14 protein-coding genes are annotated in these 25,450 nt (G+C 42.4%); 2 read left to right on the forward strand and 12 right to left on the reverse strand.

Going from position 1 to position 25,450, the window contains the following annotated elements:
• Positions 1–8: 8 nt before the first annotated feature.
• The 5 genes from H580_RS0102835 to asnA all read right to left on the reverse strand — a co-directional run bounded on the left by H580_RS0102835 (position 9) and on the right by asnA (position 14,517).
• A complete protein-coding gene (locus H580_RS0102835; RefSeq protein WP_028593443.1) occupies positions 9–3,857 on the reverse strand; it encodes a non-ribosomal peptide synthetase in 3,849 nt (1,282 codons plus the stop codon).
• 36 nt (positions 3,858–3,893) lie between these two features.
• Positions 3,894–7,022 carry a cyclic peptide export ABC transporter gene (locus tag H580_RS23140; RefSeq protein ID WP_051217181.1) on the reverse strand — a complete coding sequence of 1,043 codons (3,129 nt, stop codon included), beginning with the start codon at positions 7,020–7,022 and terminating at the stop codon, positions 3,894–3,896.
• Entirely contained in the window at positions 7,015–8,259 is a 1,245-nt protein-coding gene (locus tag H580_RS0102845) for a macrolide family glycosyltransferase (RefSeq protein ID WP_028593444.1), read from the reverse strand. The genes H580_RS23140 and H580_RS0102845 overlap by 8 nt, the downstream gene beginning before the upstream one ends.
• Positions 8,260–8,329: 70 nt before the next feature.
• Complete coding sequence (locus tag H580_RS0102850) at positions 8,330–12,874, reverse strand: non-ribosomal peptide synthetase (RefSeq protein ID WP_028593445.1); 4,545 nt, start codon at positions 12,872–12,874, stop codon at positions 8,330–8,332.
• 644 nt (positions 12,875–13,518) lie between these two features.
• Entirely contained in the window at positions 13,519–14,517 is a 999-nt protein-coding gene (gene asnA / locus H580_RS0102860) for an aspartate--ammonia ligase (protein WP_425414104.1), read from the reverse strand.
• A 529-nt stretch (positions 14,518–15,046) separates the two neighbouring features.
• Between asnA and H580_RS0102865 the strand changes: the two genes are divergently transcribed.
• Positions 15,047–16,300, forward strand: a complete 1,254-nt coding sequence (locus tag H580_RS0102865) for a macrolide family glycosyltransferase (RefSeq protein ID WP_028593448.1) — start codon at positions 15,047–15,049, stop codon at positions 16,298–16,300.
• A 119-nt stretch (positions 16,301–16,419) separates the two neighbouring features.
• Here H580_RS0102865 and H580_RS0102870 read toward each other — a convergent pair whose 3' ends face one another.
• The 7 genes from H580_RS0102870 to H580_RS23150 form a co-directional block, all read right to left on the reverse strand.
• A complete protein-coding gene (locus tag H580_RS0102870) occupies positions 16,420–17,673 on the reverse strand; it encodes an L-lactate MFS transporter (protein WP_028593449.1) in 1,254 nt (417 codons plus the stop codon).
• Positions 17,674–17,845: 172 nt separating this feature from the next.
• Positions 17,846–18,595 carry a LytR/AlgR family response regulator transcription factor gene (locus H580_RS0102875; RefSeq protein WP_028593450.1) on the reverse strand — a complete coding sequence of 250 codons (750 nt, stop codon included), beginning with the start codon at positions 18,593–18,595 and terminating at the stop codon, positions 17,846–17,848.
• The gene (locus H580_RS0102880) at positions 18,592–20,235 is read right to left on the reverse strand and encodes a sensor histidine kinase (protein ID WP_028593451.1); all 1,644 of its coding nucleotides are present in this window, start codon (positions 20,233–20,235) and stop codon (positions 18,592–18,594) included. Before H580_RS0102880 ends, H580_RS0102875 begins: the two co-directional genes overlap by 4 nt.
• 201 nt (positions 20,236–20,436) lie before the next feature.
• Positions 20,437–21,363 carry a polysaccharide deacetylase family protein gene (locus tag H580_RS23145; RefSeq protein WP_425414099.1) on the reverse strand — a complete coding sequence of 309 codons (927 nt, stop codon included), beginning with the start codon at positions 21,361–21,363 and terminating at the stop codon, positions 20,437–20,439.
• Between the two features lie 1,189 nt (positions 21,364–22,552).
• Positions 22,553–22,921: a DUF6713 family protein gene (locus H580_RS26900; RefSeq protein ID WP_028593453.1), complete on the reverse strand. Its 369-nt coding sequence runs from the start codon at positions 22,919–22,921 to the stop codon at positions 22,553–22,555.
• Between the two features lie 729 nt (positions 22,922–23,650).
• On the reverse strand, positions 23,651–24,241 hold the full coding sequence (locus tag H580_RS0102900) for a Cap15 family cyclic dinucleotide receptor domain-containing protein (RefSeq protein ID WP_028593454.1): 591 nt from the start codon (positions 24,239–24,241) through the stop codon (positions 23,651–23,653).
• A 2-nt stretch (positions 24,242–24,243) separates the two neighbouring features.
• The gene (locus tag H580_RS23150; RefSeq protein WP_211224379.1) at positions 24,244–25,092 is read right to left on the reverse strand and encodes a nucleotidyltransferase domain-containing protein; all 849 of its coding nucleotides are present in this window, start codon (positions 25,090–25,092) and stop codon (positions 24,244–24,246) included.
• Positions 25,093–25,181: 89 nt separating this feature from the next.
• Here H580_RS23150 and H580_RS0102910 point away from each other — a divergent pair.
• A partial coding sequence (locus H580_RS0102910; protein ID WP_028593455.1) for an IS3 family transposase occupies positions 25,182–25,450 on the forward strand: 269 nt, incomplete at its 3' end.

Below are 25,450 nucleotides of genomic sequence, written 5' to 3' on the forward strand. Positions count from 1 at the left end.
TCACGACATCACGACATGACACGACTTGCCGCCAATTGACGCAGCAGATCAACATAACCGTTAGCCAGCATTTGAATGGCTTCTTTTTTCATCCGCTTGTCGTTGAATTTGATCGATATAGATAGTTGCTCTTCATCCTGATCGTCTATCCCCCAAGCCATATCGTAAGACTCTAACAAGGTCGAATCGATCTCCATGTCCTGCTGATCGTAGACGAGCGGCAATATTTCGTCTTCCGCCTTCTTCAACTGTTCGGATGTAATTGAACGAATCGCATAATGACCTACCGCACCGCTAACTTGTGCTTCGTGTATATAGTGAAACAGTTCTTCAAACCCGCTAATTTCCCCCATGTCGATCGACAAGGAAATTACCTGCTCCCCACCATCTTGCAAGCATTGAATGGAGGCATCAGGCTTCTCATTCCACTCGCTGAACAGATACAACACGATTCCCGCAAGTACATCAAACGAAGACACTTGCGCACCCTCGGCTATTGCAATGACCTGTTCACGGAGATTGGATTGAAGGTGGAATCGGACAATTCCTATCCCAGTACCATGCCATTTACGATGGAAAACATCTGCAGGCAGCTGTTGATAGTCGATACGCAGAGCATCATCGTCGCGTTCACTCCCCGATTGCCTTTCGTCTATCCATTTCGCTAATCTAGCAACCGTCGAATACGTGAACAAATCTACAATCGCGATCCCCCATGCGTACTCTTTCTCCAGCTTGGCATGCAGTTGCATAAGCAAGATGGAGTTGCCCCCTAGGTCAAAGAAATGATCATGCAGCCCGATATGCTCCAGCTTCAACACTTCTTGCCATACACGACGAATGTTCTGCTCTGTCTCACTGGCATCGTGATCCCTCATCGAATGACCTGCATGCTCATTAGGCAACCGCGTAGAAACTTGCAATAAAGCTTTGCGGTCCAATTTGTTGTTCGATGTCTTCGGGATGTTCTCAATATGATAGAAAGAAGCAGGAATCATATAGGCTGGTATACTTAGAGCCATTGCCTCTCGCAGCTCATTAGCGGTAATCGTCTCACTCGTCTTTACATACGCAGCCAGCGACATCATGCCATGTTCATCTTGATGTGCAAGTACAACTGCCCCGTCAACCGCTGGATGGGTCAGCAGGCAATGCTCGATATCACCTAGCTCGACACGATAACCACGAATTTTCACTTGATGATCATTTCTGCCTACATACTGCAAGCTTCCATCCGACATCCACATCCCTACATCCCCGGTACGATACATGCGCTCATCCGCGTAGAACGGATCTTCAGCAAAGTAGCGAGCGGTCAGTTCAGCTCTGTTCAAATAGCCGCGAGCCACACCCGCTCCAGCGATACATATCTCCCCGGGCACACCTATCGGCACAGGGTGCCCGTAACGATCAAGCACATACACACGATAATTGAGTATCGGTTTGCCTATCGGAATGCTTCCCCGGGCTAAATCAACAGACGAATACCGATGATAGGTCGCGCATACCGTTGCTTCTGTAGGACCATACGTATTGTAAATATTCGCTTTGCCTGACAAAGACGATATATATTCGGGCTTCAATACGTCTCCACCACTAATGAAGGTTTTGACGCTATCCATGCCTCCCCGTGTATTTAGCTCATTCAGCAGCAACGGAGAAACTGAAATGAGCGTAATTTGATAATTATCGATTAGTTGAATCAACTTAGGAATGTCGATAACATCCATCTTGTTAGCTATCACAACATGACCGCCTACGAGTAATACCGGATACGCTTCCTCGACGAATTGATCAAAGGAAAACGAAGCTTGCATCAAACATATATCGTTCTCAGTCAATTGAAACTCGTGTTGAAAGGCGTCTACATAAACTAGCAAGTTGCGATGCTCGATAACGACCCCTTTCGGCGTACCAGTCGTACCCGATGTATAGAGAATGTAAGCCGCGTCGCCCGACTTGTTCCTATGAGGGAGGTTGCTCTCTTCATTTCTCTCCGGCATCGATGACTGAGCACGATCATCGTTTTGTCCATGTACATTCACAATCGTCCCCGTAAATGTAATAGAGTCTGGCAGCCGATCATCTGCAGCGACTAACTTCGTTGCTTGGCAATCTTCCAATATCTGATTAATCCGACCTGGTGCGTATTCATAATCGATAGGGACATAAGCTGCCCCCGTCTTTAGCACAGCCAATAAAGCAATAATGAGCTGCTCTGAACGTTCCAGCCAGATGGCGATAGGTTCATCCACACATACACCAAGATCGCTCAGTCGGTGTGCAAGGCGGTTCGCTGCCGCATTCATTTCGGCAAATGTATAGCTACGTTCCCCGCATCTAATGGCAATGCGATCAGGAAACTGTGCCACTATTCGTTCAAACCGAACCTGCAAAATGTCAGCTTCTTCATGCTCGGTGTTACTTGCAGGTACTGGCTTGGAGTTGAACGTATGCAGCAGTTGTTCTCGCTCTTGTCCATTCAAGAGTCCAATTTCGCTAATACGCAGCTCACTATTCTCACAAACCTGCTCTACAATTCGCTTAAAGTGACCAGCTAGCCGCTCGACCATAGCCGCTGAGAAGCAGCTCGCATCATAAGCAAACTCCAACTCTATGTCCCCATTACCAAGCAGTTGCACACCAATTGTCATCCCGTAATGCGTCGATTCTTCCATTTCGTAATGCTCGATTTGCAAAGCTCCCGTTTGCCCGATACTCTTATCTAGCGGATAATTTTCAATAACCATAATCGTGTTAAACAATGGCTCGTAATGATCAGCACCACTATAAGCATGAATATCAACTAGCGGTGTTAGCTCCACATCTACTCTTCGTCTTACTTGTTCATCGACCGCTTTAACGACTTGGCTGGCTAGCTCATCGGACTGCCAACGCATCCGAAGTGGAATTGTATTAATAAACAAACCAATCATCTCTTCCACACCAGCCAGTTCTGGTGGTCTGCCTGACACCGTTGTACCAAACAGCACATCTTCGGTCTGACAATAGCGTCCGAGCAGCAGGCCCCAAGTGGTGTACAAGAGCGCGGCCAAAGTCACTTTATGCTGCTGTGTATATCGATGCATTTGTTGTGCCGTCTGGACAGAAACATCTAACTTATAACGGGAGTTGCTATGACCAGTTCCTTCCCTATCATCTCGATCAAATAGCAATTCTGACGGTTCTACTAATCGAGTCCGCTCTTGCCAACCAGCCAGCTCTTGCTCCCAATATTGCTGTTGTATCCCCTTGTCTTGACGCTGTTGCAGCTGTACATAGTGCTTAAACGGGGTTTTGATAGATTCGCTGTTGAACCGTATATCCGTCCCGTCACAGAGCGCTTGATAAGCTTGCATAAACGCTTTGAGCAATATTCCGTTGCTCCAACCGTCCAATAAAATATGATGCCAAGTTAGTATCGTTTCGCTTGTTTCACTATCCAGCAAGCATAGTCCGATTCGAAGCGGTGAAACTCCAATATCTAGCTCCTGATGACGATCTTTCGCTTTCAGTTCGGCAACAAGAGTCTCCGCATATGCTCTCGGATAAGAAGAGAAATCATGCACCTCAATCGGTATTTCCTTCTCTTTCAATACGATTTGAACGGGCTTCTCCAGCTTCTCCCACCGATAGATCGTCCGCAGCACATCGTTGGCGCGAGCAACTGCTTGCCATGCCTGCTTGTATCGTTCAACGGAACAATTGCCTACTAGGCGCATCGAAAATTGCTGCGTGTAATGCCCCTTGTCTTTGTCGCTTCGATAATGGAACAGCAGGCCTTCCTGCATCGGCGTCAATGCAATGATATCCTCGACATTTTCCCTATCCAATAGATTGGACTTCGTCTCTCCCATACAGCCACATCCTCTCATGCTGGACCATTTACTCGTTTAACCTTTTTCAGAATAAACAAGTTCTCTATTCTCTTCGTTCTGCACGATCTGTACGACTTGCCCAAGCTCCATCTTGATTACTTGATCTGCCATATGGAAATATCGATCATCATGTGTAATCGCAATGATGCATTTACCTCGCTGTTTCAACTCAGGCAATAACGTGTGATAGAAAAATGCTCGGTACTCCGGATCTTGATCTGCTGCCCACTCATCAAACAAGCAAATCGGTCGATCCTCCAAATAACTAATGAGCAGCGCCAGACGCTTGCGTTGACCTGTTGACAATTTGGTCGTATTTAACGCTCCGTCACGGATTTCCACCTTATCCTGCAAATGAAGAACATTCAGGTAATAAGCGATTTCCGACTGTTTCGTGGAGTACGGAACACCATACAGCTTATCGAATAAATAAAAGTCGCTGAATATGGCTGAAAACTGCTGGCTAAGATCTCTTGGTGCGATAGACTGGCCATTGATCGTTATGCCGCCCTGTACAGGCTCATAAAGCCCCGTAATTAATTTCGCCAAGGTCGATTTGCCACTGCCATTGCCCCCAGTAATGAAAGTAATCTCGCCTGTGCGGAATGAGCAATCAATCGGACCTACCGCAAATCTCTCTCCTTCGCTATTTCCATAGTGATACTCGACTGCCTGCAGCTTAATCTCTACAGGCTCGTTAGCTTCCAAGCTCGATGCTGCTTGCTTCTCAGCTTCCTGAATGGAATCAAGCTCCTTCGACAGCTCGTTAATGCGATTCCAACTGATTCGCACGCGGAACAAGTTGGGGATCGTACCTAGAATCCCGTGTACCGGCCCTGTCATATAGAGCAGGACGAATACGTAATTGCGCAGCGTACTGACCTTTAAATCATTAAACAACAACGGGAACAAGAAGACGACTGCACCAATGACGAATGTAAATAGCAACTCTCCAATGACGTTTACATTTGCGAACTTGAGATCCCCGCCAATCCGCTTCACACGATAGGTATGGCAGTTTTCCTGCATATCTTGTTGGAAATCTGTTCGCTTGTCTTTATTAAGGCTTAGCTCTTTAACCCCACCTGTCAGATCGCTAATAAATCGGAAAAATACGTTCTGAATGTCACGTGTCTGCTCCCATAGCTGGTTGGCTTTTAACCCTATAAAATAATGCAAGCCAGCAGCCACTACGATAAATCCTATCGCCATGAGCACGCCCATCGGGCTAATCATGCCCATGTACACAAAGCAGCTGATTAAGGTGACTAAGCTAGTAGCTCCTGTGATTACAATATTGGAGAAGCCGGATATCGTCTCTGTATCGTTATTGAGTGAAGCAGGAATTTTCCCTTCTTCTACCCCTTCAATTCTCTGATACGACGTATTTAATATTTTCCCAAGCAATTCCATTCTTTTCTCATATACCATGTCATTTGCGATGCGGACCAAACGAGTACGGACCAACTTCTGCCCGAAGACGTAGATTGCGATACCGAGTACAAAATAGACAAACAACCCGCTCTGAAACTTCTCAATATCCCGATTCAATGTTTCATTGACGATAAATATGATTAAGGCATTACCAAAGCCGCTTGCGACACTAAGCAGCGTAATCGCAAAAAAGGAGCGGTCATCGGATTTAGGAAACACAGTCGTAAACAGGAAGTAGAGTCCGAACAGGAACATCGTTGTATACATGGAAACAACAGCGTATATAAGCGTATTAGGTGCCCAAACTCGAACAAATGCCCAGTCCACGCCCCAAAATAAAGTACTCGGAATTTGATAAAAACAGTATGCAAGCCCTACCATAAATGCCGCGAATATCGAGAATCCTACAATCGTAGTCGCGTGGCGACCAACATAGCGACGATTGCCTCGAACGGCCTGCCAGATGGCTTTACTCGTCAGCCATAGAACTAACAAGACAACTGGCGTCGTTAATAACAGTACGACAGAGGAAATCATATCGATACTTTTGTACATATCACTTCCAGGCTCTGGTACTTCCTTGTCGAGCATCATGTTCATAATGCCTTGTGCCGTAGTGCTCGTGTAGGGAGAATTCATGTTGGTAAGCACAGCTACACCATATCCATCATGCGGACGAACGGCAAAGTAGGACGAATAATTGGGATTAGCACCTGCATGCGCTAGCATCCCCGTTCCATTCTGGTACACACTCCAACCACCAGCGTAGGAAGAACCATCTCCAGCAGGCGATACAGAACGATCCGGTTCATGAGCGCGAATGAGCCATTTCTCAAAACTTTTCGCTTCAGGCACCGTGCCCATTTGAATTTTGAGCCATGCTGCCACATCTAGCGAATTGGAAATAACATAACCTGCGGGTGTGTTACCTCTATACATAGGCGCATCATAAGCTGCTGCACGCAGCATGTTATATTTGTAGCCTTGAGCCAATTCTCCATTTGCTGCTGCTTCCTCACGGAACAAGTACGTGTCACTAAGTTTCAGCGGAGCTAGTACATGCTGCTTGATATACGCCTCATAGGTCATGCCTGATTGTTGTTGAATAATTAGACCCAGCACATCATAGTTAATCGTTGCATACGAATACGTTTCACCGGGTTCATCGTCGAGCTTCTGCCCAATCTGAGTACGCACTGTGGCTTCAAGTGCTTCAGCATCCTCAGCAATAGGAATATCACTGATACTTTTAAACGGAATGCCGCTTGTATGATACAGCAAATGCTTCAACCGGATAGGAGCAGGCTTGCCTTCGTACGTTGTCTCCAACCAAGGGAGATACTTCGTTACTGGATCTTCTAGATTCACAAGTCCTTGCTCTTCCATCTGAATGAATGCTAGTGCTGTATAGGCCTTACTCGTAGAGCCAAGCTCAAACAATGTCTCTGGTCGAACAGGCAGCTCTTTGTCGACATCCGCGTAGCCAAACCCTTTTTGATAAACCGTTTCCCCACCTTTAACGATGACAACTGACATCCCAGGTATTTTCGATTTATCCATCATTTCTTCCACGTAAGCATCAATATTACTGATCGTTGCAGCACCAATTGTTGAAGCTGCTGTCGCAGCCGCTGCAACTGAACCTACTGTGCTTACACTTAACATAACAATCAAACTAATCGATAATAGCAGCCTTTTCACATTACACATGGCACACCTTCTGCTTCGCAAATTGGATGATTTCATTAACAGCATGATCTAAGCCGCCAGTGGCCTCAAAGGACTGCTCGACACGCTTACAATTGTCTCGATAATGTGTATTCCATAATACTTGTTCCACTGCGTCTCGCAGCTCGTCCGTACTCGCTTCATGATTGCGCATGTAGATGCCGGCACCTGACCGTTCAACCATTAATGCTCCCATAAATTCATCGAATGTTTGAGGCAGAACGACCATCGGCACGCGATTGCAAATTGATTCATAAATGCTATTCGCTCCACCGTGTGTAACAAACGCATCGGCCCGACGCAAGAGTTCCAACTGTGGCACATACGACCTAACAATAAAATTATCTGGAACAGCGCTGAATGCTGTTGGATCGGTATGCATACCAATCGACATCACCACTTGATACGGGCTATCACCAAATGCTTTGAAGCAAGTCTCATACAGTTCGGACAAATGATTCAAGATCGTTCCAAAAGCAATGTAGACAAGTGGTCTATCATTTAACCGCTCGAAAGGGAAATCTATCGGTTCCAATCTAGGATAAATGTCGTAGCCTGCGAATAAATGGGTATTGTCAAACACTTCCTCATGAATTTGAAATTCGCGAGATGTGAACAATAGATTTAACTTTTCTTTGCTGCAAAAAATATCATTCATTACATTAAGCGACGGCTTCCCATATTTGAGCGATATAACACGTGCCAACTTGTCCAGCAGCTTGCGATACACATCATGCTTCCCTTTATGTTTGAGATAAAGTGGATCGTCCGCAGCGAGAAGCACGTACTCCATAAAGAACGATGGATCCTTCTGAGCCATCTCATCGATAAATGGGAAGTTCGCGAATACAGCAATTCCCGGAATTTGCAACTTGGCCGCGAACTCCTTGCCCCACAAGCAGAAGCTGTCATGAATAATATAATCTGGCTGCAGTTGAGAAACTTCTTCCTGTAGTTCCTCAACTAATACCCGGCATTTATCCATAAGAAAGTCCGCAAATACAAGAAGCGTCTCGATGCCGCTGCCTTTATGCATTTCAAAGCTAAGCAAACCTCGATAACTGCGGAATGAAGCTCCCGTTTGTTCAATTTTTTCACGAAATGGATCACTACAGTAATAAATGACCTCTTCGCCTCTCTCAATCAACTTGTGAATTAAACCTAGCGTTGGATTCACATGCCCGTGCAGATCAACTCCAAAAAATACGACTCTAGACATATAAGATGGTACGACCTCCTTTGAGATCTGGAATAACGAACTGGCGCAATCAAGCCGCATTCATCCATGATTACAAAAATAAGCTGTCCAGTTCATCCTGAGTAATGGCAACCGTCTCGAAGTCAGACGGTGTATATTCTTTTATCTGCTTGCCGCAACAATGGTTCGTGATCAAGGTCAGTGCTTGCCCATAGGACTGCATGAATTTAGTCATGGTTTCATCTGTAAACTGATTCCGGCTATAGGTAATACTCACACGCAGCGATTCATTTATGATCATGACCTGTACATCCAACAATGAAGTGAGTGCATTGTATTTACTTGTATCTGGACCACTGCTTTCCTTTGCTAACGTGAACCATGGATTATCCCAAACACTGTCAAAGTCACCAAGAAAGTTAAATCGTATTAACTTTTTAGCATCGTAATTTGATATTAATTTCTTTTGGGCTTGGAGTACCCCGAAGCCAATTCCTTGGTCTGGTATTGTACGCAATCTCTCCTTCGTCGTCTTCACTAGAGAAGCTAGTGAAGATACATCAGACCCACAAGCGGGCATCGTTAGTTTCACCGGATACATACTTGTAAACCAACCAACTGTTCTGGAAAGGTCAATCTCATCATGGAGCTGTTCTCGTCCATGGGACTCCAATTCAACCACTGCTTCTTCCATATCAAAGCAGCTATATATCGCATACGATAAGGCTGCTATTAGCAGTTCCAGCGGCTTGGTACTATAGGCTCGGTGACTCTCATACAGTAGACTCTTCGTCTGCTCCACCGTCAGCCATTGCTCAATCGTATTAGCGCTGCTCATCAATGCTTCACCATGCTGTAATTCAGTTGGAATGAACTTAATTTGTTCAATTGTAGATTGCCAGTCGTGAAGCTCCTGCTCTGCTATTGAGTGATTCCATACATATTGGGACCACATTTGTAACGATGCTGTTTTGGATGGAAGCTGATACGGTTCTCCCCTAGAATGGCTATGTAGTGCTTCTGCTAGATCTTCCAGTAAAATACGCCATGATACACCATCCACAACGAGATGATGCGCAGTAATAAGCAATCTCTTCCCGTTGCCGCCAAGATCGAATAAGCACATCCCAATCAACAGCGTATCAAGTAAACGGAACTGGGATTTAAACGTTTCACAATGCTCAAGCATCCGTAACTGTTGAGTTTGATTATCGGAATCGAGCTCTGCTAATGAAACGAAATGAACAAGTCTTGTCCGATCAGACTGACTCGAATAAGTTAATGTTCCCGTTTGCCTATCTACTTGTAGACGCAGGCCATCATGGTGCTCTATAAGTTGTACGAGAATGGCTTCCAGCACATGAAGATCAATATCTTGCTGCAATTCAAGCAATACAGATTGATGGTAATAGTCAGGCTCGCGCAGTTGCTGCTGGAAGAACCAATGAGCAATCGGCAGCGGTTCAAGCACCCCTTCACAACGTTCTTGTGAGTAAACATGTGAACGATGCAACGGTTGAATACGCAGTGCCATTTGCTCCAAAATTGGGTTTTCTAATATATCTCTAACTTTGAGCGCGTATCCCGCTTTGTTTAATCTTGATGATAGTTGAATCGCTTTTATGGAATCCCCGCCTAGATCATAGAAATGATCGGTAATCCCAATCCGATTATGCTGTAACACACCGCTAACAATTTCGATCAATTTCGCTTCATTGCTACTTCGCGCTGATACATGCTCGTATTCCTGTGTTAAAGTAAAATCCGGTTCCGGTAGCAACGCGCGATTTACTTTGCCGTTAATCGTTAATGGTATCTCATCGAGTTCCACGAATATGGAAGGCACCATATACGAGGGTACTTGCGCGGACAAATATGATTTCAATTCCGAACTCGCAATCGAGCATTTCTTCACTATATATGCGCATAAGTATTTCCCAAGCTGCTCATTCTCACGGTCTATAACCACTGCATCTTGGATGGCTTCATGCTGCATCATAACTTTTTCGATTTCACCTGTTTCAATGCGATAACCACGAATTTTCACTTGGTGGTCCACACGACCAACATATTCGATCTTGCCATCTTCAAGCCGCATGACCAAATCACCCGTGCGGTACATTCGCGTTCCTTCGACAAATGGATTGTTCAGAAAACGCTCCTTAGTCAGCTCTTCTCGATGAAGATATCCTCTAGCAACTCCGTCTCCAGCGATATACAATTCCCCGATTGCTCCTGCACTTACCGGATGCTGGTCAGGATCAAGAATGTAAAGCATGACATTGTGTGCAGGCACGCCAATAGGTACAGATACATGCCGATCCTCACTGCTGTTATATAGATGAATCATGCAACCCACTACCGTTTCGGTAGGACCATATTCATTGTAAATTTCTATGGATTGTCCAAATAAAGTGGTTATGTCCCTAGCTAAATCCGTCTTGAGATCTTCACCACCAACGATAAACCGTCTAACTGTCGAATGCTCGTAATTGCGTTCTTTGAGTAATGCAAGATGTGCCGGCGTCAGTTTCACAATGGTTGAAGCGTTGTCATTTAAAATTCGATATAAAATAAATTCATCGCCATCGTCTCGGTATACACCAATTTGGCCTCCGCATATAAGCGGCGTGAAAATAGAAGTTACAGTGAGATCGAATGCTAGTGAGGAATAGAGTGGAAATATCGGTATCTCGTCACGAACATATACGTTCTTCGCCCACCAGATGTAATTCGTTAATCCTCTATGCTCGATCATTGCTCCTTTAGGACGACCCGTTGATCCAGATGTATAGATGACATAAGCAAGATCAGTAGGTTCATATACATGACCAACATTCGATGCATCCAACTTATCTAGTTCGAGACTGTGATAGCTTAGTATTTCACCTGTAAACTCCGCTATAGCTCCATCTGTCATGTTCGTAAGAACGAGCTGTGTGCGAGAATCTTCCAACATGTAACGAATCCGCTCTTCGGGATAGGCCGGATCAATGGGCAAGTATGCTCCGCCTGCCTTCATCACTGCCAATATTGCTACGACAGAGTCGATAGAATGCTGCATCCATAAACCCACGATAGTTTCTCTGTTTACTCCCTTAGCGCTTAAATAGCGTGCCAGTCTATTAGCTTGCTCATTCAATTGCTGGTACGTCCACTGTTCTTGTTCATACGTGATTACGATTTCGTTGGGTGTTCGTCTGACCTGCTCCTCAAATAGGTGGATGACCGATTGATCGGAAGGGTACGGTACAGCTGTTGCGTTGTAATCGTAGAGCTCTTGTGCTCGCTCCTGCTCTGTTAATATGGATAATTCCTTAATGGCAGCCTGCGGTTTGTCTAACATTTGTTCAAAAATAAGGTTCATTCGTCTAGACATTTCTTCGATCTGATCGGCATGATACACATCAAGACGATAGTCAAAATCAAGCGTCAGGCCTTCGGAAGCTGACCAGTCTTTAATGACGAGCTGAAGCTCATAGACTTGATGACCGTTATAAAACTCAACATTTTCGATAGACATGCCATTCATCGTTGTAAGCATCTTCGTATTGTAGTAGTTAATGCTCGTATGGAATAGCTGATCATATCCTTGTTTCTTCAGTTCCAGATCCTGTACCAGCACATCGTACGGATATCGCTGATGGAAGTAACATTCCATCAATCCCTTCTGAGCCAGCTTAAGCGTCTCATCAATGCTCATCTCGACATCCAACTGCCATCGGAACGGCATCGTACTCGTGAACATCCCATACATCGACTTTTCCTTTTTACCGGATCGATTCAGCACCGGCGTTCCGATAACAAGATCGCTTTGTTGTGTCGTTTTGTATGCATAGATCAGATAAGCGAGTACAAAAAATGTATTCACGGATACCTTCGCTTCGCTCGTCATGGAATGAATGCGCTGCGAGAGTCCTGCATGAAGTTGTACGGAATAGCGTCTTCCCTCTGTGCTTGCAACAGACGATTGCGTTAAACTTTCTGGAAGCCATCGAAACTTGTCATGCCAGAATTGCTTGCTTTTGCTACATCTTGGTGAGGTAAAATAATGCTCTGCTTCTTCCACGTAGTTGATATACGATGGTGGTTGTTGCTCATCTTCGAGACGCTCGCCTTTCAACAGCCTCGTGTAGTTCTCAGCAATTTGAGACGTTGTTAACTGGTTCGACCAGCCATCGGAAATGATGTGATGACACTTGACCAAGTAGCCATTATCCTCGTCCGATATACGGAATAACGCAAAATAGAAAAGCTTCGAGTTCAGTAACTGAAAGGGTCTCCCCGCCTCACGCTGTATCCAAGACCAAAAAGCTGATTCCGCATCCGCCTCTTCGGAAAAATCTAAGTAATCTAACGGTTGTGCTTCGTATTCTGTAACGACCTGTGCGATCTGCGCTGCTTCCCCATCCTGCTCCATAAGTTCAATTCTCAAGCCATCATGCTGTTGAATAAAGGTGTGAATGGCTTGCTCCAATAAGCTAAAGTCAATCGCTCCCTTTATCCGAACGGGACCGCCTATGTTAGCGAATGATGTGCCCGGAAAGATCTGTTCCATGTACCAAATACGCTTTTGCGGATGGGTCAAAGAATACGTCGTATTGCTCGGAGCCTGAACCGATGTCGGTACGGTCATAACATTCCTCCAATCTCGTTCCATTTCATTTCGCCTCGACCGATTGCGTGTTCACACGCTCCTGTCCTATATCGACGAACAATGAAAGACGTGAATCTGAGTACTTCCTGAATCATTAAGTTGGTAAACAAGCTTCTGTGAGATAGTGTAGGTTAGGTTAATCTTTTGAGCAGGATTAGAAAATTGTGTCTAAATAAATCGGAGATTGCAGGATGGAATATCGAATCATGGTGATTGAATTAGAAATACTTTATCAAAGCTCGTCAAATAAAGTCAACAAGACGAAAGTTGTGTTCGAAAAACGTTCACTTTGGGCGAAATCAGCATTCACAGTCCAATATTTGTATTTTTATGTCATTTTCGCTCGACGTGCTAATCATTGCCCGCTGCCGACAAAACCGTTATGGTATCACACTTTTTTTATTTATTCGAACGTAAATATACGATTTACCGCTAACTATTAAACTCGTCTTATCGCCTGCTAATTTATTGAAATAGCGAGGAGTAAATTTTTCAATTTGAATGGACTCATTCGCCTCTACTATCTTAAATTTTGATAAAGTTATGTTAAAGTTTATGAAAATAACTGCCCTAGACATCATTATCATAGGGCAATTATCTCACCATTATTAAATGGTATATCGTTAGCTAATGACGTTAAGCAACTCGATTTCACGTTCCCTACATGCTTGTACCATTTCATGCGGCCATACAGACATCTGCACCTGACCAATATGGAACTTGTGCAGCAGAAGCATAACAACACGAGATTGGCCAATCCCCCCACCCATTGTACAAGGGAGAGTGCCATTTAGAAGCATTTGATGAAAAGGAAGCTGTGCACGGTTCTCACATCCACTATGTTGAAGTTGACGTTCAAGTGCCGCCTCATCTACACGAATACCCATAGAGGAAATTTCAACGGACGTTTCCATAACAGGATACCAGACGATAATATCTCCATTTAGCTGCCAATCGTCATAGTCTGGAGATCTGCCGTCATGCGGCTCGCCAGATGCCAATTTACCTCCAATTTGCATAATAAAGACCGCACCCTTCTCTTTTGCGATCCTATGCTCACGCTCTTTAGCTGTCGTATCTACTCCATACAGATCTTCAAGCTCTTGCGATGTAATGAACGTTATCTCTTTTGGTAAGAAAGGCTTTAATGACGAATCCAGTTCTGCTACTTCCTCTTCTGTCATTTTAAGCGCCTCGTAGATAAGGAGAACCTTTTCCTTCAACGTTTCTACCGTTCGTTCTTGTCTATCGATAACCAGTTCCCAATCCCATTGATCAACGTACAGCGAATGCAATGGACTGAGTACTTCGTCACGCCGGATCGCCCGCATATCCGTGTACAATCCTTCTCCCGGCTGCAAATCGTAATAGCGAGTAGCCATCCGCTTCCACTTAGCCAACGACTGGACAACCTCCAGCATCATTGGCGGGTAAGCAGCCGTATCGAACGCGACACATCTTTCCCATCCGTTCAAGTTATCATTGACGCCCGTGCTCCCCTCTACGAAAAGAGGCGCTGACACCTTCATCAAGTTCAACTTCTCGCTCAGCTTATGCTCGAACAAGCCTTTTACTTTGTGAATCAACTTCTCAGTCGTCTTTTTGGATACGTTACTCTCCAGTACGGCCCGTGCTTGAATAATCACTATAAATGCCCCCAAGCTTTCAACATTTTTTAATAAATTAAAGAACCTTGGAACTTCTAACAAAAGTAAGATCAACGAGATAAATAGATAAGATAACTAGAGGAAATCTAACTGTGTGCAGTTGTACTTGGAAGTTTTTTGTTTTGTGTGCTGTGTGCTGTGTATTGTTGAATCGTTGTGAAGAGAGCTCTAAAAGTAATACCGCTTTAAGTTAAATGTATGTGGCTGAGTGGCAATAATCTCAGAGGTTAGAGGTTTGAGATTGGACTTAGTGTTCTAGCTGCATCGTACACGCCTTTACATGGAAAATCAAGACAAGATAACAACCTTTCCATAATTATTTCGTTAACCGTACCTTAATCCCGATTCATTTCTTAAAGTGAACTTAAGGTGAAAGAAGAAGGATTTACCAATCCTAAATAGAAATTGTACTTGGACATAGAAGGACAGTGTATATTGGTTTGAACAAATATCCTAGTTAACTGATTAGATAAGGAGGAGTGTAATGGCTAAGCTGATATATTTCGGAATCGATCTACACGGACATATCAATGTGTCACTGGGGTTGATTCAGGCACTAGTTGAGAAAGGTGAGGAGGTACTCTATTACTCCAGTAACGAGTTCCGTGAAAAAATTGAGGCAACCGGCGCTCAGTTTAGAAATTACGAGGATATGAGTGGCTTCGAAAGACGAGAGGGGGATCGCGTCGATACATTCCTGCTATTTCCCCATTACATTTTAGATAAAAGCCGATTACTCGTAGAACGATTCAAAGATGAGGTTACGGCATGGAAACCTGATTACATCATTCATGATGCATTTGCGTATTGGGGGAAAGAATTTGCCCAACTACTTGGCGTTCCTGGTATTGCGGCTTTCGCCACGTTTTCGTATATCGACGAAATGGCAGATTTTGATCCTACTTTCTTTATTACCAATTTTATTCGGCTTGAAGAGAATTCGGTTTACAAGAAATATAAGGAAGCTGACCTTTACCGAAAATTAGTTGATATGTCCTCCAAAACCATTGCATCAAAATACGGACTAAATAACGTAAACGTCATTAATGATATCTTGGGCAGCAAAGAGAAATTAAATATTATATATAGTTCCAAGTCCGTTTATTTATTCCCGGATTCGTTCGATGATAGCTATTTATTTGCTGGTTACTCGATCACCCCGCGCAAGGAGACGGTGGAATTCCCTTTCGATCAACTTGATGGCAGGCCGTTAATTTACATTTCATTCGGTACTATTTTGAATCAATTGGAGAATTTATTCCAGAACTGTTTCGAGGCTTTTGGACAATCGGACGTACAGGTAGTAATGTCAGTAGGCAATCGTTTGCGATTAGAAGACCTTGAAGGCATTCCCGACAATTTTATCATCCGCAACTATGTGCCGCAGCTTGATATATTGAAGCATGCAAGCGTGTTTATTAATCATGCAGGCACGAATAGCGTGTACGAAAGCATCTGCTTCGAGGTGCCACAGGTCGCCATACCGCAAGCGTTTGATGAATTTATGGGAGCGGAAATGGTAGAGCGGGCTGGAATCGGGATTTACATAAGAAATATGGCTCCAACTACCGACGAACTGCGAGAAGCGGTGCAGCAAGTGCTGTCGGATCCATCTTACAAAGACCGCAGCACAGCGATAAAAGCTAGTTTCAAGCCCTTGGATTATGCAATCAATGAGATTGCCGCATATGTGGAACGAGAGCGCGCTGCAACAATAACAACTTCACAATCCTCTTAGGTACCACTTACACGAAAAAACAGGCGTCCTCTCACATCTTATATGTGCAAAGGACGCCTGTTTAACTTGCCAACACTCTTTCAGTGGTCTTTCTTATCGAATAAGACATTCTCCTGCAATTATCCCGCATTATAATGTGGTTTCAGTACAGATTCTTGGTTCTTCTTCGACTCGTTACGATGACCAGGTGCTGTGATAAAAATAGCAATCAAGAAGGATATCATGCATAAGACCGCGATTACATTGAAGGTAACTTGGAAACCTCCAAACAAAACACTTAGGAAAGAACCCGCCAAAGCACCTAAACCGAAACCTTGATAAATGATGCCGTAGTTTTTACTTTGATTCTTTAAACCAAAATAATCAGCAACAATCGCTGGGAAGACAGTGATGTTACCACCAAAGCAAAATGCAATCACCCCGACACATGTGAAAAAAATACCGGCGTTCAAAGTTGCGAAGCTTAACGTTATGACGGACAATGCCGTTGCAAGCAGCGCACCCGCTACCACTTTCATGCGTCCTACTTTATCCGACAATGCACCGAGTATAATTCGGCCAGCTGTATTAAAAATCGCTACCATCGCTACAGCATTTGCTGCTGTACGAATATCAAGTCCAGCAAGCTGTACACCGATGTCTTTGACAATACCAATTAGATACAACCCGCTCATACAAGCTGTGAATAGAATAACGAAGAGCAAATATGCTTCTTTCGTACGGAGCATTTCTTTAACTGTATAGTTTTTTTGACTGTGTAATGGAGTATTGGTATTTGCAGGTGTTTCTGTCATTACAGCTTCTTTAATTAAGAATGATCCGACAATCACCATTACCATCACGATCAATCCCCAGACTAAGAAAGCTTGGGAAACCCCCAACGTATTGATGAAATGTCCATTTATATATTTAAAGAGCAAGCTGCCTGTCCCAAAAGCTCCCACGGATATTCCCGCTATTAGCCCTTTGCGTTCAGGAAACCATTTCATTAAATTCGATAGCGATGTAATATATGCTGTACCATCAGCAAAACCAACAACTACCCCAGCAAGTAAGTATAACATCCATAACGATGAAACTTGCGAGCTAGCAATAAGCCCTGCACCGAGAACAGCACCTGAGATCATCGTCAGATTTCGGATACCGATACGATCCTGTATTTTACCAGCAAACAGTGTCGCAAATGCCAAGGCAAAGCTCGTAATGGAGAACGTAATAGATACGGAGCTTAGCTCCCAGCCAAATTTGTCAGCTAACGGTTGATTGAATAAACTCCACGTATATATGGTGCCCAATCCCATTTGAATAATGATCGTTCCAAGTACAATTATCCACCGATTTACCTTCGAATGAGCCGCTTGATGCATACTCATGATAAATCCCCTCTTTCCATTCTGCTATGACCAAGATGTATGCGTTATCTCTATTATCTGTAGGGAAATGAAAGCGTCATACGCCTTACTTCCACGCCTTTATCTTACAAGAGAGAACGCTTTCTTGATCCACGCACGACATGAAATGACGGGATTACGGAATGAACTGCCTTTATATATGCATCAACTGCCTAAATTCTTTAACTTTACTTCGACTAACTGGCACCTTCGCATCCATATCACGCAGACGCAACAAATAAGTATTGTTGAACCATGGAACGATTTCATGAATTTGTGACAAATTGACGGTGTAGGAACGATGACAACGATAGAAACGATCTTGAGGCAGCAGCGCATGAAAATCTGAAATACTCATCGGCATCTTATACATACCGCTCTTCGTGAACACGTTCGTTACCTTCTCTTGAGCTTCTGCATAGTAGATGTCATCGCTGCTCGTCACAATATACTTGTCATTTTTCAGCAAATTAATGCGCTTTTCCTCTGACCTTTGCCTACTTTCCACAGCATTTGAACTTTGTCCTGGCTTTTGATGTTCTCGATCAAAAGTAGTCTCCAACTTACGTAACATGGCAGCAATTCGCTTCTCGTCATAGGGTTTCAAAATATAATCAAAAGCTTCTAATTCAAATGCTTGAGCAGCATGTTCCTTATAAGCGGTCGTAAAAACAACATAGGGCTTGCGTGCGAACTTACTTATATTAGTCGCAAGCAGCATGCCGTCTAACGATGGAATATTAATATCGAGAAAAATCGCATCGACTTCCTTCTCTTGTAGAAATTTAAGCACATCAAGACCATCCTCGAATCGATCCACGATTTCAATGTGACTATGTTTGGTAATCAAATACTCCAGCTCTTCGCGGGCTAATATTTCATCTTCCACGATTATGGCTCTCATCTTGTCTCCTTCTGTACGTCAAAAAAGATATTCGTTCCTTGATCCAATCGCTCTACCGTAACGCCATGCCCGAAAATAAGCTTCACACGCTTGTGCACATTGAAAAGACCAATATGGTTCGATGGAACTCGCTCTTCTTTCACCTGTTCAATCATATCTTCACGGATACCCACACCTGTATCCTGTACGCCAATCCGAACGTAATCTTCTGTATCTTTGACATAAATGGTAACCGTTCCTGGGCCCTTCTCCTTCAATATACCGTGGACAATCGCATTTTCAACCAACGGTTGAATAATAAGACTGGGAATCTTCACAGCAACTTCATCCACATCATAAACAATGTGTAGGCGATCTCCAAAGCGTGCCTTTTCAATTTCTATATAATTTCGAACTTGCTCCAATTCTTGATGAATATCGATCAACTCATCCGTAAGCTCCAAATTATAACGCAAATAGCCCGATAAGTTGACGAGTAACTCCCTCGCTTGATCCGGCCTTGTCCGAATCGACGAGCCAATCGCATTCAACGCATTGAACAAAAAGTGGGGCTGAATCGTTGTCTGCAACGCTTTAAGCTCGGCTTTATTCGCCATCGCCTTAATTTCTTCCACACGAGAGACCTCCATTAGCGTCGAAATAATCTGGGACAAACCGACAGCCATCGTCTGCAGCGGATACGTAATTTTATGTGCTTTTCGATAATAAATCTTCAACGTACCAGTAACTTCTTCCCGCTCTTTCAGCGGGATAATTAAAACGGATTGAACACCCGGCAGCGCATCATCCAACGCATGGTTGCTTATCATGAACTCCCCACTCCGTATCGTCTCTTTGGTCATATCACTAATGATCTCATGCCGAGATTGATAACGTTCTTCTCCATAACCAACATAAGCGAGCACAGTCGAAGCATCCGTAATGGCTACCGCATCGGCCTGAATATCATATTTAATAATGGAACAAATTTTATGCAACGATTCTGGATTGATCGAGCGAAAATAAGGTAATGTTTTATTCGCAATATCCAAAGCTAGCTTCGCCTGCTGCGCAGCAATACCTTCTCGTTCACTTTCCACATTTTGTATTAACAAAATGATTAATCCCACATTCAATTGACCTAGAATCATCGGTATGGCAATTTTGGATACAATGTCTACTCCTAATGCTGTAGGCTGCGCCATGAAAATAATCAACAGCATCGTTAATGCCTCGCAGGCCATCCCGGCAAAGATACCGACAAACCATCGCTTCGCTTTAGGCGTTAGCAAATAAATATAGCCGGATACGAGCCCCGCAATAATACTCGTGATGAGACAAGGAATCGAAGTTACCCCGCCGATATCGATAAGGTAGCGATGGATACCAGACACCACTCCCACGACCATGCCGACCCAAGGCCCGAATAAAATACCTCCAGCCATAATGACGATGATCCGTACGTTTACCAATGAGCCTTCCACATCGATTCCTGCATAGGTACTAAAAAGCGCGAAGGCACAAAATAAAATCGTCACAACCGCGAACTCCCTAGGTGTCTGCGATTCTTTTTGCAGTATTTGCCTAAAACTCGAAATACGAGTTAATAAAAACAAAATAATTAGCAATAATGCCGCCCGCTCAAAGAGCTGAAGCAGCATTGTGAACTCATAGCCTATTGTCCTTACCTCCCGTTATGACAAGCTGTTGTTTGCTTATTTTATCTAAGTTTGATCTGTTTTTATGCTTCAAACCGCACAATGGAATGGAGCAGATGGGCTGAACCTAGTAAATATTAGATCAGCCCATTTACTAATGAATTGTCATGCTGTGTTTTATTTCATCCTATAGAATAGAACTCATTACAACCGCTCATCCTTCCAAAAATTACTCATAAAATGTTCCCCTTCTTGATAAACAGCAAATTCGTAACCTTCATCTTTATAAAAATCGATAATGTCCTGTAGTGCCTCTAGTGTTGTCTCTTTTTCGTGTAACAGTACGATTTCGACATCTTCAGTCGTTGTGCTTTTCACTTGTTCCACAATGCCATTAGGGTTTCCTTGCAGTTTCCAGTCTTTCGAATCGATTGTCCAATCCCATACTTTCAAATTGGCATCTGCCGTTTCATTACGCAGCGAATCTTTTAGCCCAGGTTTTGAACCGTACGGGGGACGCACTAATGTTGGCGTTACTCCCGTGATTTCACCGATAAGTGCCGAGCTTTCCTTCATTTCATCCACAAACGCGCCCTGCTTATACAGCTTGTTATAGTCGTGCGTCATACTGTGTGCTCCCACATAATGTCCTTCCTCCACGGCTCGCTTTACTTCATCCTGCCATTCAACATTGTTTAAGTTAGTGCCAACCATAAAAAATGTTGCCTGAACCTCATTTTCCATCAACAAGTCGAGGAAATCATCCGTCAAACTCGTAGGTCCATCATCAAACGTCAAGTATACGACTTTATTAGACTTCATCGTCGACTTCTGAGCACTCTTTGGAGCTTCCGTTTTCTCCGTTAGTGATAGAACGTTCGTTTCTATTTCAATTGTTGAATTCTGATTGTCCGGTGGTGTCTCGGTTCTCCCTGCTAAAGGTGGAGCACTCGTTACTACTTCAACGGTTTCCTCATTTACGGATAATTGCTCTGGAGAAACCGTTCGCATTATTCCTGCTGCAACATTGGTAAGTACGATAAGGATAATAATAAATCCTAACCCCAATACGACATTCTTCCGTATGCGTCTTTTCCTCTTAGCTGCTGCTCGATGTTGCTCCCTTCTCAATTTTCATTCCGTCCTTTCCTTGCTGATTATAGTTCAATGACTCTAGTAAACCTGTAATCTACCTAGGCTCTCTCCATATCGAAGCGATAAGTAAATTACAGCTAGAATAGAGAGCTTATATCTTCTGTAGATCACTATAATAGTTAGATGTAGCTAAAGTATGATGGAGATGTAAACAAGTTGTCATGCCCTTGTAATTTTTTGTCGACACTAAATAAAAACACCGCTATTACGTAGCAATCAGATGCTCCGTAATAGCGGTGTTTAGAGTAAAAAAGGATTCTCTATCATTCCGAAATAACTGTTCGGGCTTCCAGCGTGGCTGAGAACTTGCTGACCAAATAAAAGCAAGACACTTAATAAGCCCATCGTTACTTTTTTCATTTTAATAGTCTCCAGTTGCTCCTCTGCTTTTATTTTAGGATGCTCTAAAAGAATGAAATAGTAGACAATGATTACTTTTTATAGTAGTTCTATGACTTTAATTAAGATGTCCAAAGCGGAGCCTAAGAGTAAGAAATAACTATAAATAAAAAAACCATCGTTATTAGCGTAACAATAGTCTCAAGAATAGACTGCTGCGAATTTCCCGCCATGCTTTGAATATTTATTTAACCATCTTCTGATTAGCTGTTAACTGAAACAGAAGAATTACAAACATTGGGTCTGTCTAAAAAGTTATTTTTACGATTTTTCAAGCCCATTAGGAGCTGAATTTAGCCTATAAAAAAGGACCTCATCCTCCACTTGGCGGTAGAGGATGAGGTCCTGCTATTTAGATACAATCAATAAACGCATATTCACAACATCTGTGCATTTATTAAAAAGTCGTATCACGCCACCTCCCCTACCTCAAACCCCCAAAGCAAATAAAGTCGCCCTACAAATCAGAGTAATATCGGGGGGGGGGGGAATCAAAGAAAAGCTTCATTTATCAAGGGGATTGGCGGATTGTTTGTCCCGCTCCAAAGGTGAAAAGAGCCGAGGAAAACAGAAATGGATACCTGAGTTTCGCTCGGCTTTTTGATACGCCTCTATAAGCTATAGGTCAACTTTATAAACCTTGGAGAACTTTAATTCATCTTTACAACTGTTCAAAGAAAATAAAGTATTAGACCGGAGATGTTGATCATATGAGTTTTAATATTGCTATCGAATCAAACATCTTTGTCTTTGATATTATTGCTACTCAGTTATTAAATAGTAATACTAAATGAATAGCCGCAAGGATTCCCATTGGATAAATAATTGTTCTTGAAAAAGTATTTTTAAATTCATTACGGGGGTGCTTTTCAAAAAATAGGTGCAGGATTGCATGTATGATTAAAAATAAATCTAGGACCCAAAAAGTAACTGTCTGATATTTACTAAAAAGTAAATAGAGTATTATTGTGTAAAGAGGAAGGTGAATAAATGTGAATACTTTATAAGCTTTAGAATCTTCCATATCCTTAAGCACGATGAACAATCTCCACTCAGAACGTCTTATCGCATCCATTTCGTGCAAGAGAAATAAAGATAAGTTTATCAAGAATAACATTAGCAAGAGATCAGGCATAAAAAAGCCCCCTACAATTTTATTACTTTATGTTACTACACCCTAATAAATAAAGAGATCAAAATATAAATCGGACACAACATTATCACATTTGGAAAACCATGTCCTGATTATTTGAAAACCCATACCATTATATATTAGGCTTAACGGCTTGTTAGTTTAATCACTGGCCGCCAGTCTAACACTTTATTTCACAGTCTAGTACTTTATTTTTCGGTCTAATACTATATTTTACAGTCTACAACTTTATTTTCACGTAACAACTGGAACACCTACCTCATCCAACAGTAAATATCTCTTTTTATTATCATTTAGAATTACTTCTTGTACTCTCACAGCGTCACTCCCAACGAAAGCATTTATCCTCAATATATTAAATAATTTATACTAATTTTATAAGCCATAGTTAATAATTCTATTAAACAAAAAAATAGAGGAGATTAGCTCATATATTGAACTAAACATCCTCTATTTACGTTACTACAATTAACCTAGTCTAACACTTTATTTTCTTCTGACAACATCTGTTCGAAGAAAATAAAGTATTAGACTGGAGTTGTTGCTGTAGCGCGGTTTTCAGGTTTGAAAATCGGCAGCTTTTGAGAAATAAGTTGTAGACTGAACATCAAACAAAATCATATGGACTTCCAAACTGAGAAAATAAAGTGTTAGACTCTGAGTATGCATTTTATATTGATAGATTTATTTCCAAAAACCTTGAGTGTACGCTCAAGGTTTTAAAAACTCCATTGTTCCATAATTTAATCTACCTCTACCAGTGTAATAACCCCCTTCAAGTTTTTTTTGGTCTCTGGAGAGCGTTAACCGAGTAAATCCACGATGTATTTGCATTGTAGGTACAGAGTTGTAATTAGGTTCATTTTGGTATTCGTAACTTAAAACATAGCCTTCTGCATTAGTAGTCATAATTGATGAAGTGATGCTTTTTGACCGTGATGTACCATTATTAAATACAACGCACATTCTAGTCCAAGTTTGTATTATTTCAATGGTTCCTGGTTTTTGGTTTGTGTGTCCATCATAAGAACTTAAAAAATGTCCATCCCAAGTTCCATTAAAATTAGGCGTTTGAATTAGATTTATTTTAGCAAACCACTTCCACTTCCAAAAGAAGTTATCAAATAACTTGTAGTAAATAAAGTAAAACCCCATAACAGCAGGTGCATCAACATACCAAGGAATAGACAGGCCCATCATTTCTATTAACTTGGGTAATAACCAAGCAGATAAAATGCTGATAATAGCTAAATAAAATGGAATGTTAATTCTTTCGTTGGAATCAGTTGAGTATGAGTGCACTTTTATTTCCCCCAGTCATTCCATAGCTTAATCATTGAAGTTAAAAACTTCTGTGCATTTTCAGGATTCCATTGCTCTGGAGAGGGTCCAAATAGCATTGTTTGCTCATTCTGACAAACGAAAGCATCAAAATCAGCCTTGTGTAACCAGTTTAAAATTTCAAACATCGATTGGTTGTACGTATTTTTAAAATTGTTATTCGTAACATTATAAAGAAGACCTTCTATGAAATAACCCGGTGCAAGGGACTTATCAAACAAATCTCTATTATCCATATAAGTACGAGCATTTTTAAATATACGGATCATATGCTTATACATTTGGTCAGTAATCTGGTTCTTAGAGACACCATTGTCATAATGGACTTTGGGATAGTTGACTACAAAACGGTTTTCTGTTGATGTCCAAAAACATATTCCTTCTACATAGTCAGACTTATTTGAAACTCCAGTATATCGTTTATAGCGGCGGTATTGCGCACATGGAACTACATCAGCCGGCAATCTTCCGTTACTAGGTAAGATTTTGATTGATTTATTGCCGACCTTTACATACGATTTACCGAAATAATTCTCTAAAACAGTGATAAGGTCTGATTTAAAATCTTTCCATTCGTACGTAGCAGAAGAATGTTGTGATGTGTATGTCTGTTTTTCATTTTCGCTTAAATTGCTCAAATCTCTATAAAACGTACTATTAAGCTGAACTACGATATCCACATCTGAATCCCCACGGATATTAGTAGAATTTTTATACGACCCTTGCAGATATATTTCAAACGACTTTCCTTTTAAAACTGTGCTTTCACTAATGACATCTCTTATTTTTTCGTGTGTCAACTTAGACGTCACAATCGCTCCTTTGGATCGGCTACACTTAGTTGGACAGAAAAAATAAGGGCTAGTAGAATAAGAGCAATATAACAAGGAGCGGATCTACTATGCCAAGACAAAGACGTACATTTACTGCTGAATTTAAGAGACAGATGGTTCAGTTATACGAAAATGGAAAAGCAAGAGCAGCTATTGCAGATGAGTACGAACTAAGTGCTTCTGTACTAGATCGCTGGATTAAGCAATACCAGCAGTCAGGATCATTCTCAGAGAAAGACAATCGGTCTACTGAAGAGAATGAACTTATTGCATTACGTAAAGAAAATGAACGTCTTAAAATGGAGGTGGACATTTTAAAGCAAGCAGCGCTGATCAT

It is taken from the genome of Paenibacillus assamensis DSM 18201, from assembly GCF_000422445.1.
In the GTDB taxonomy this organism is placed as follows: domain Bacteria; phylum Bacillota; class Bacilli; order Paenibacillales; family Paenibacillaceae; genus Paenibacillus_B; species Paenibacillus_B assamensis.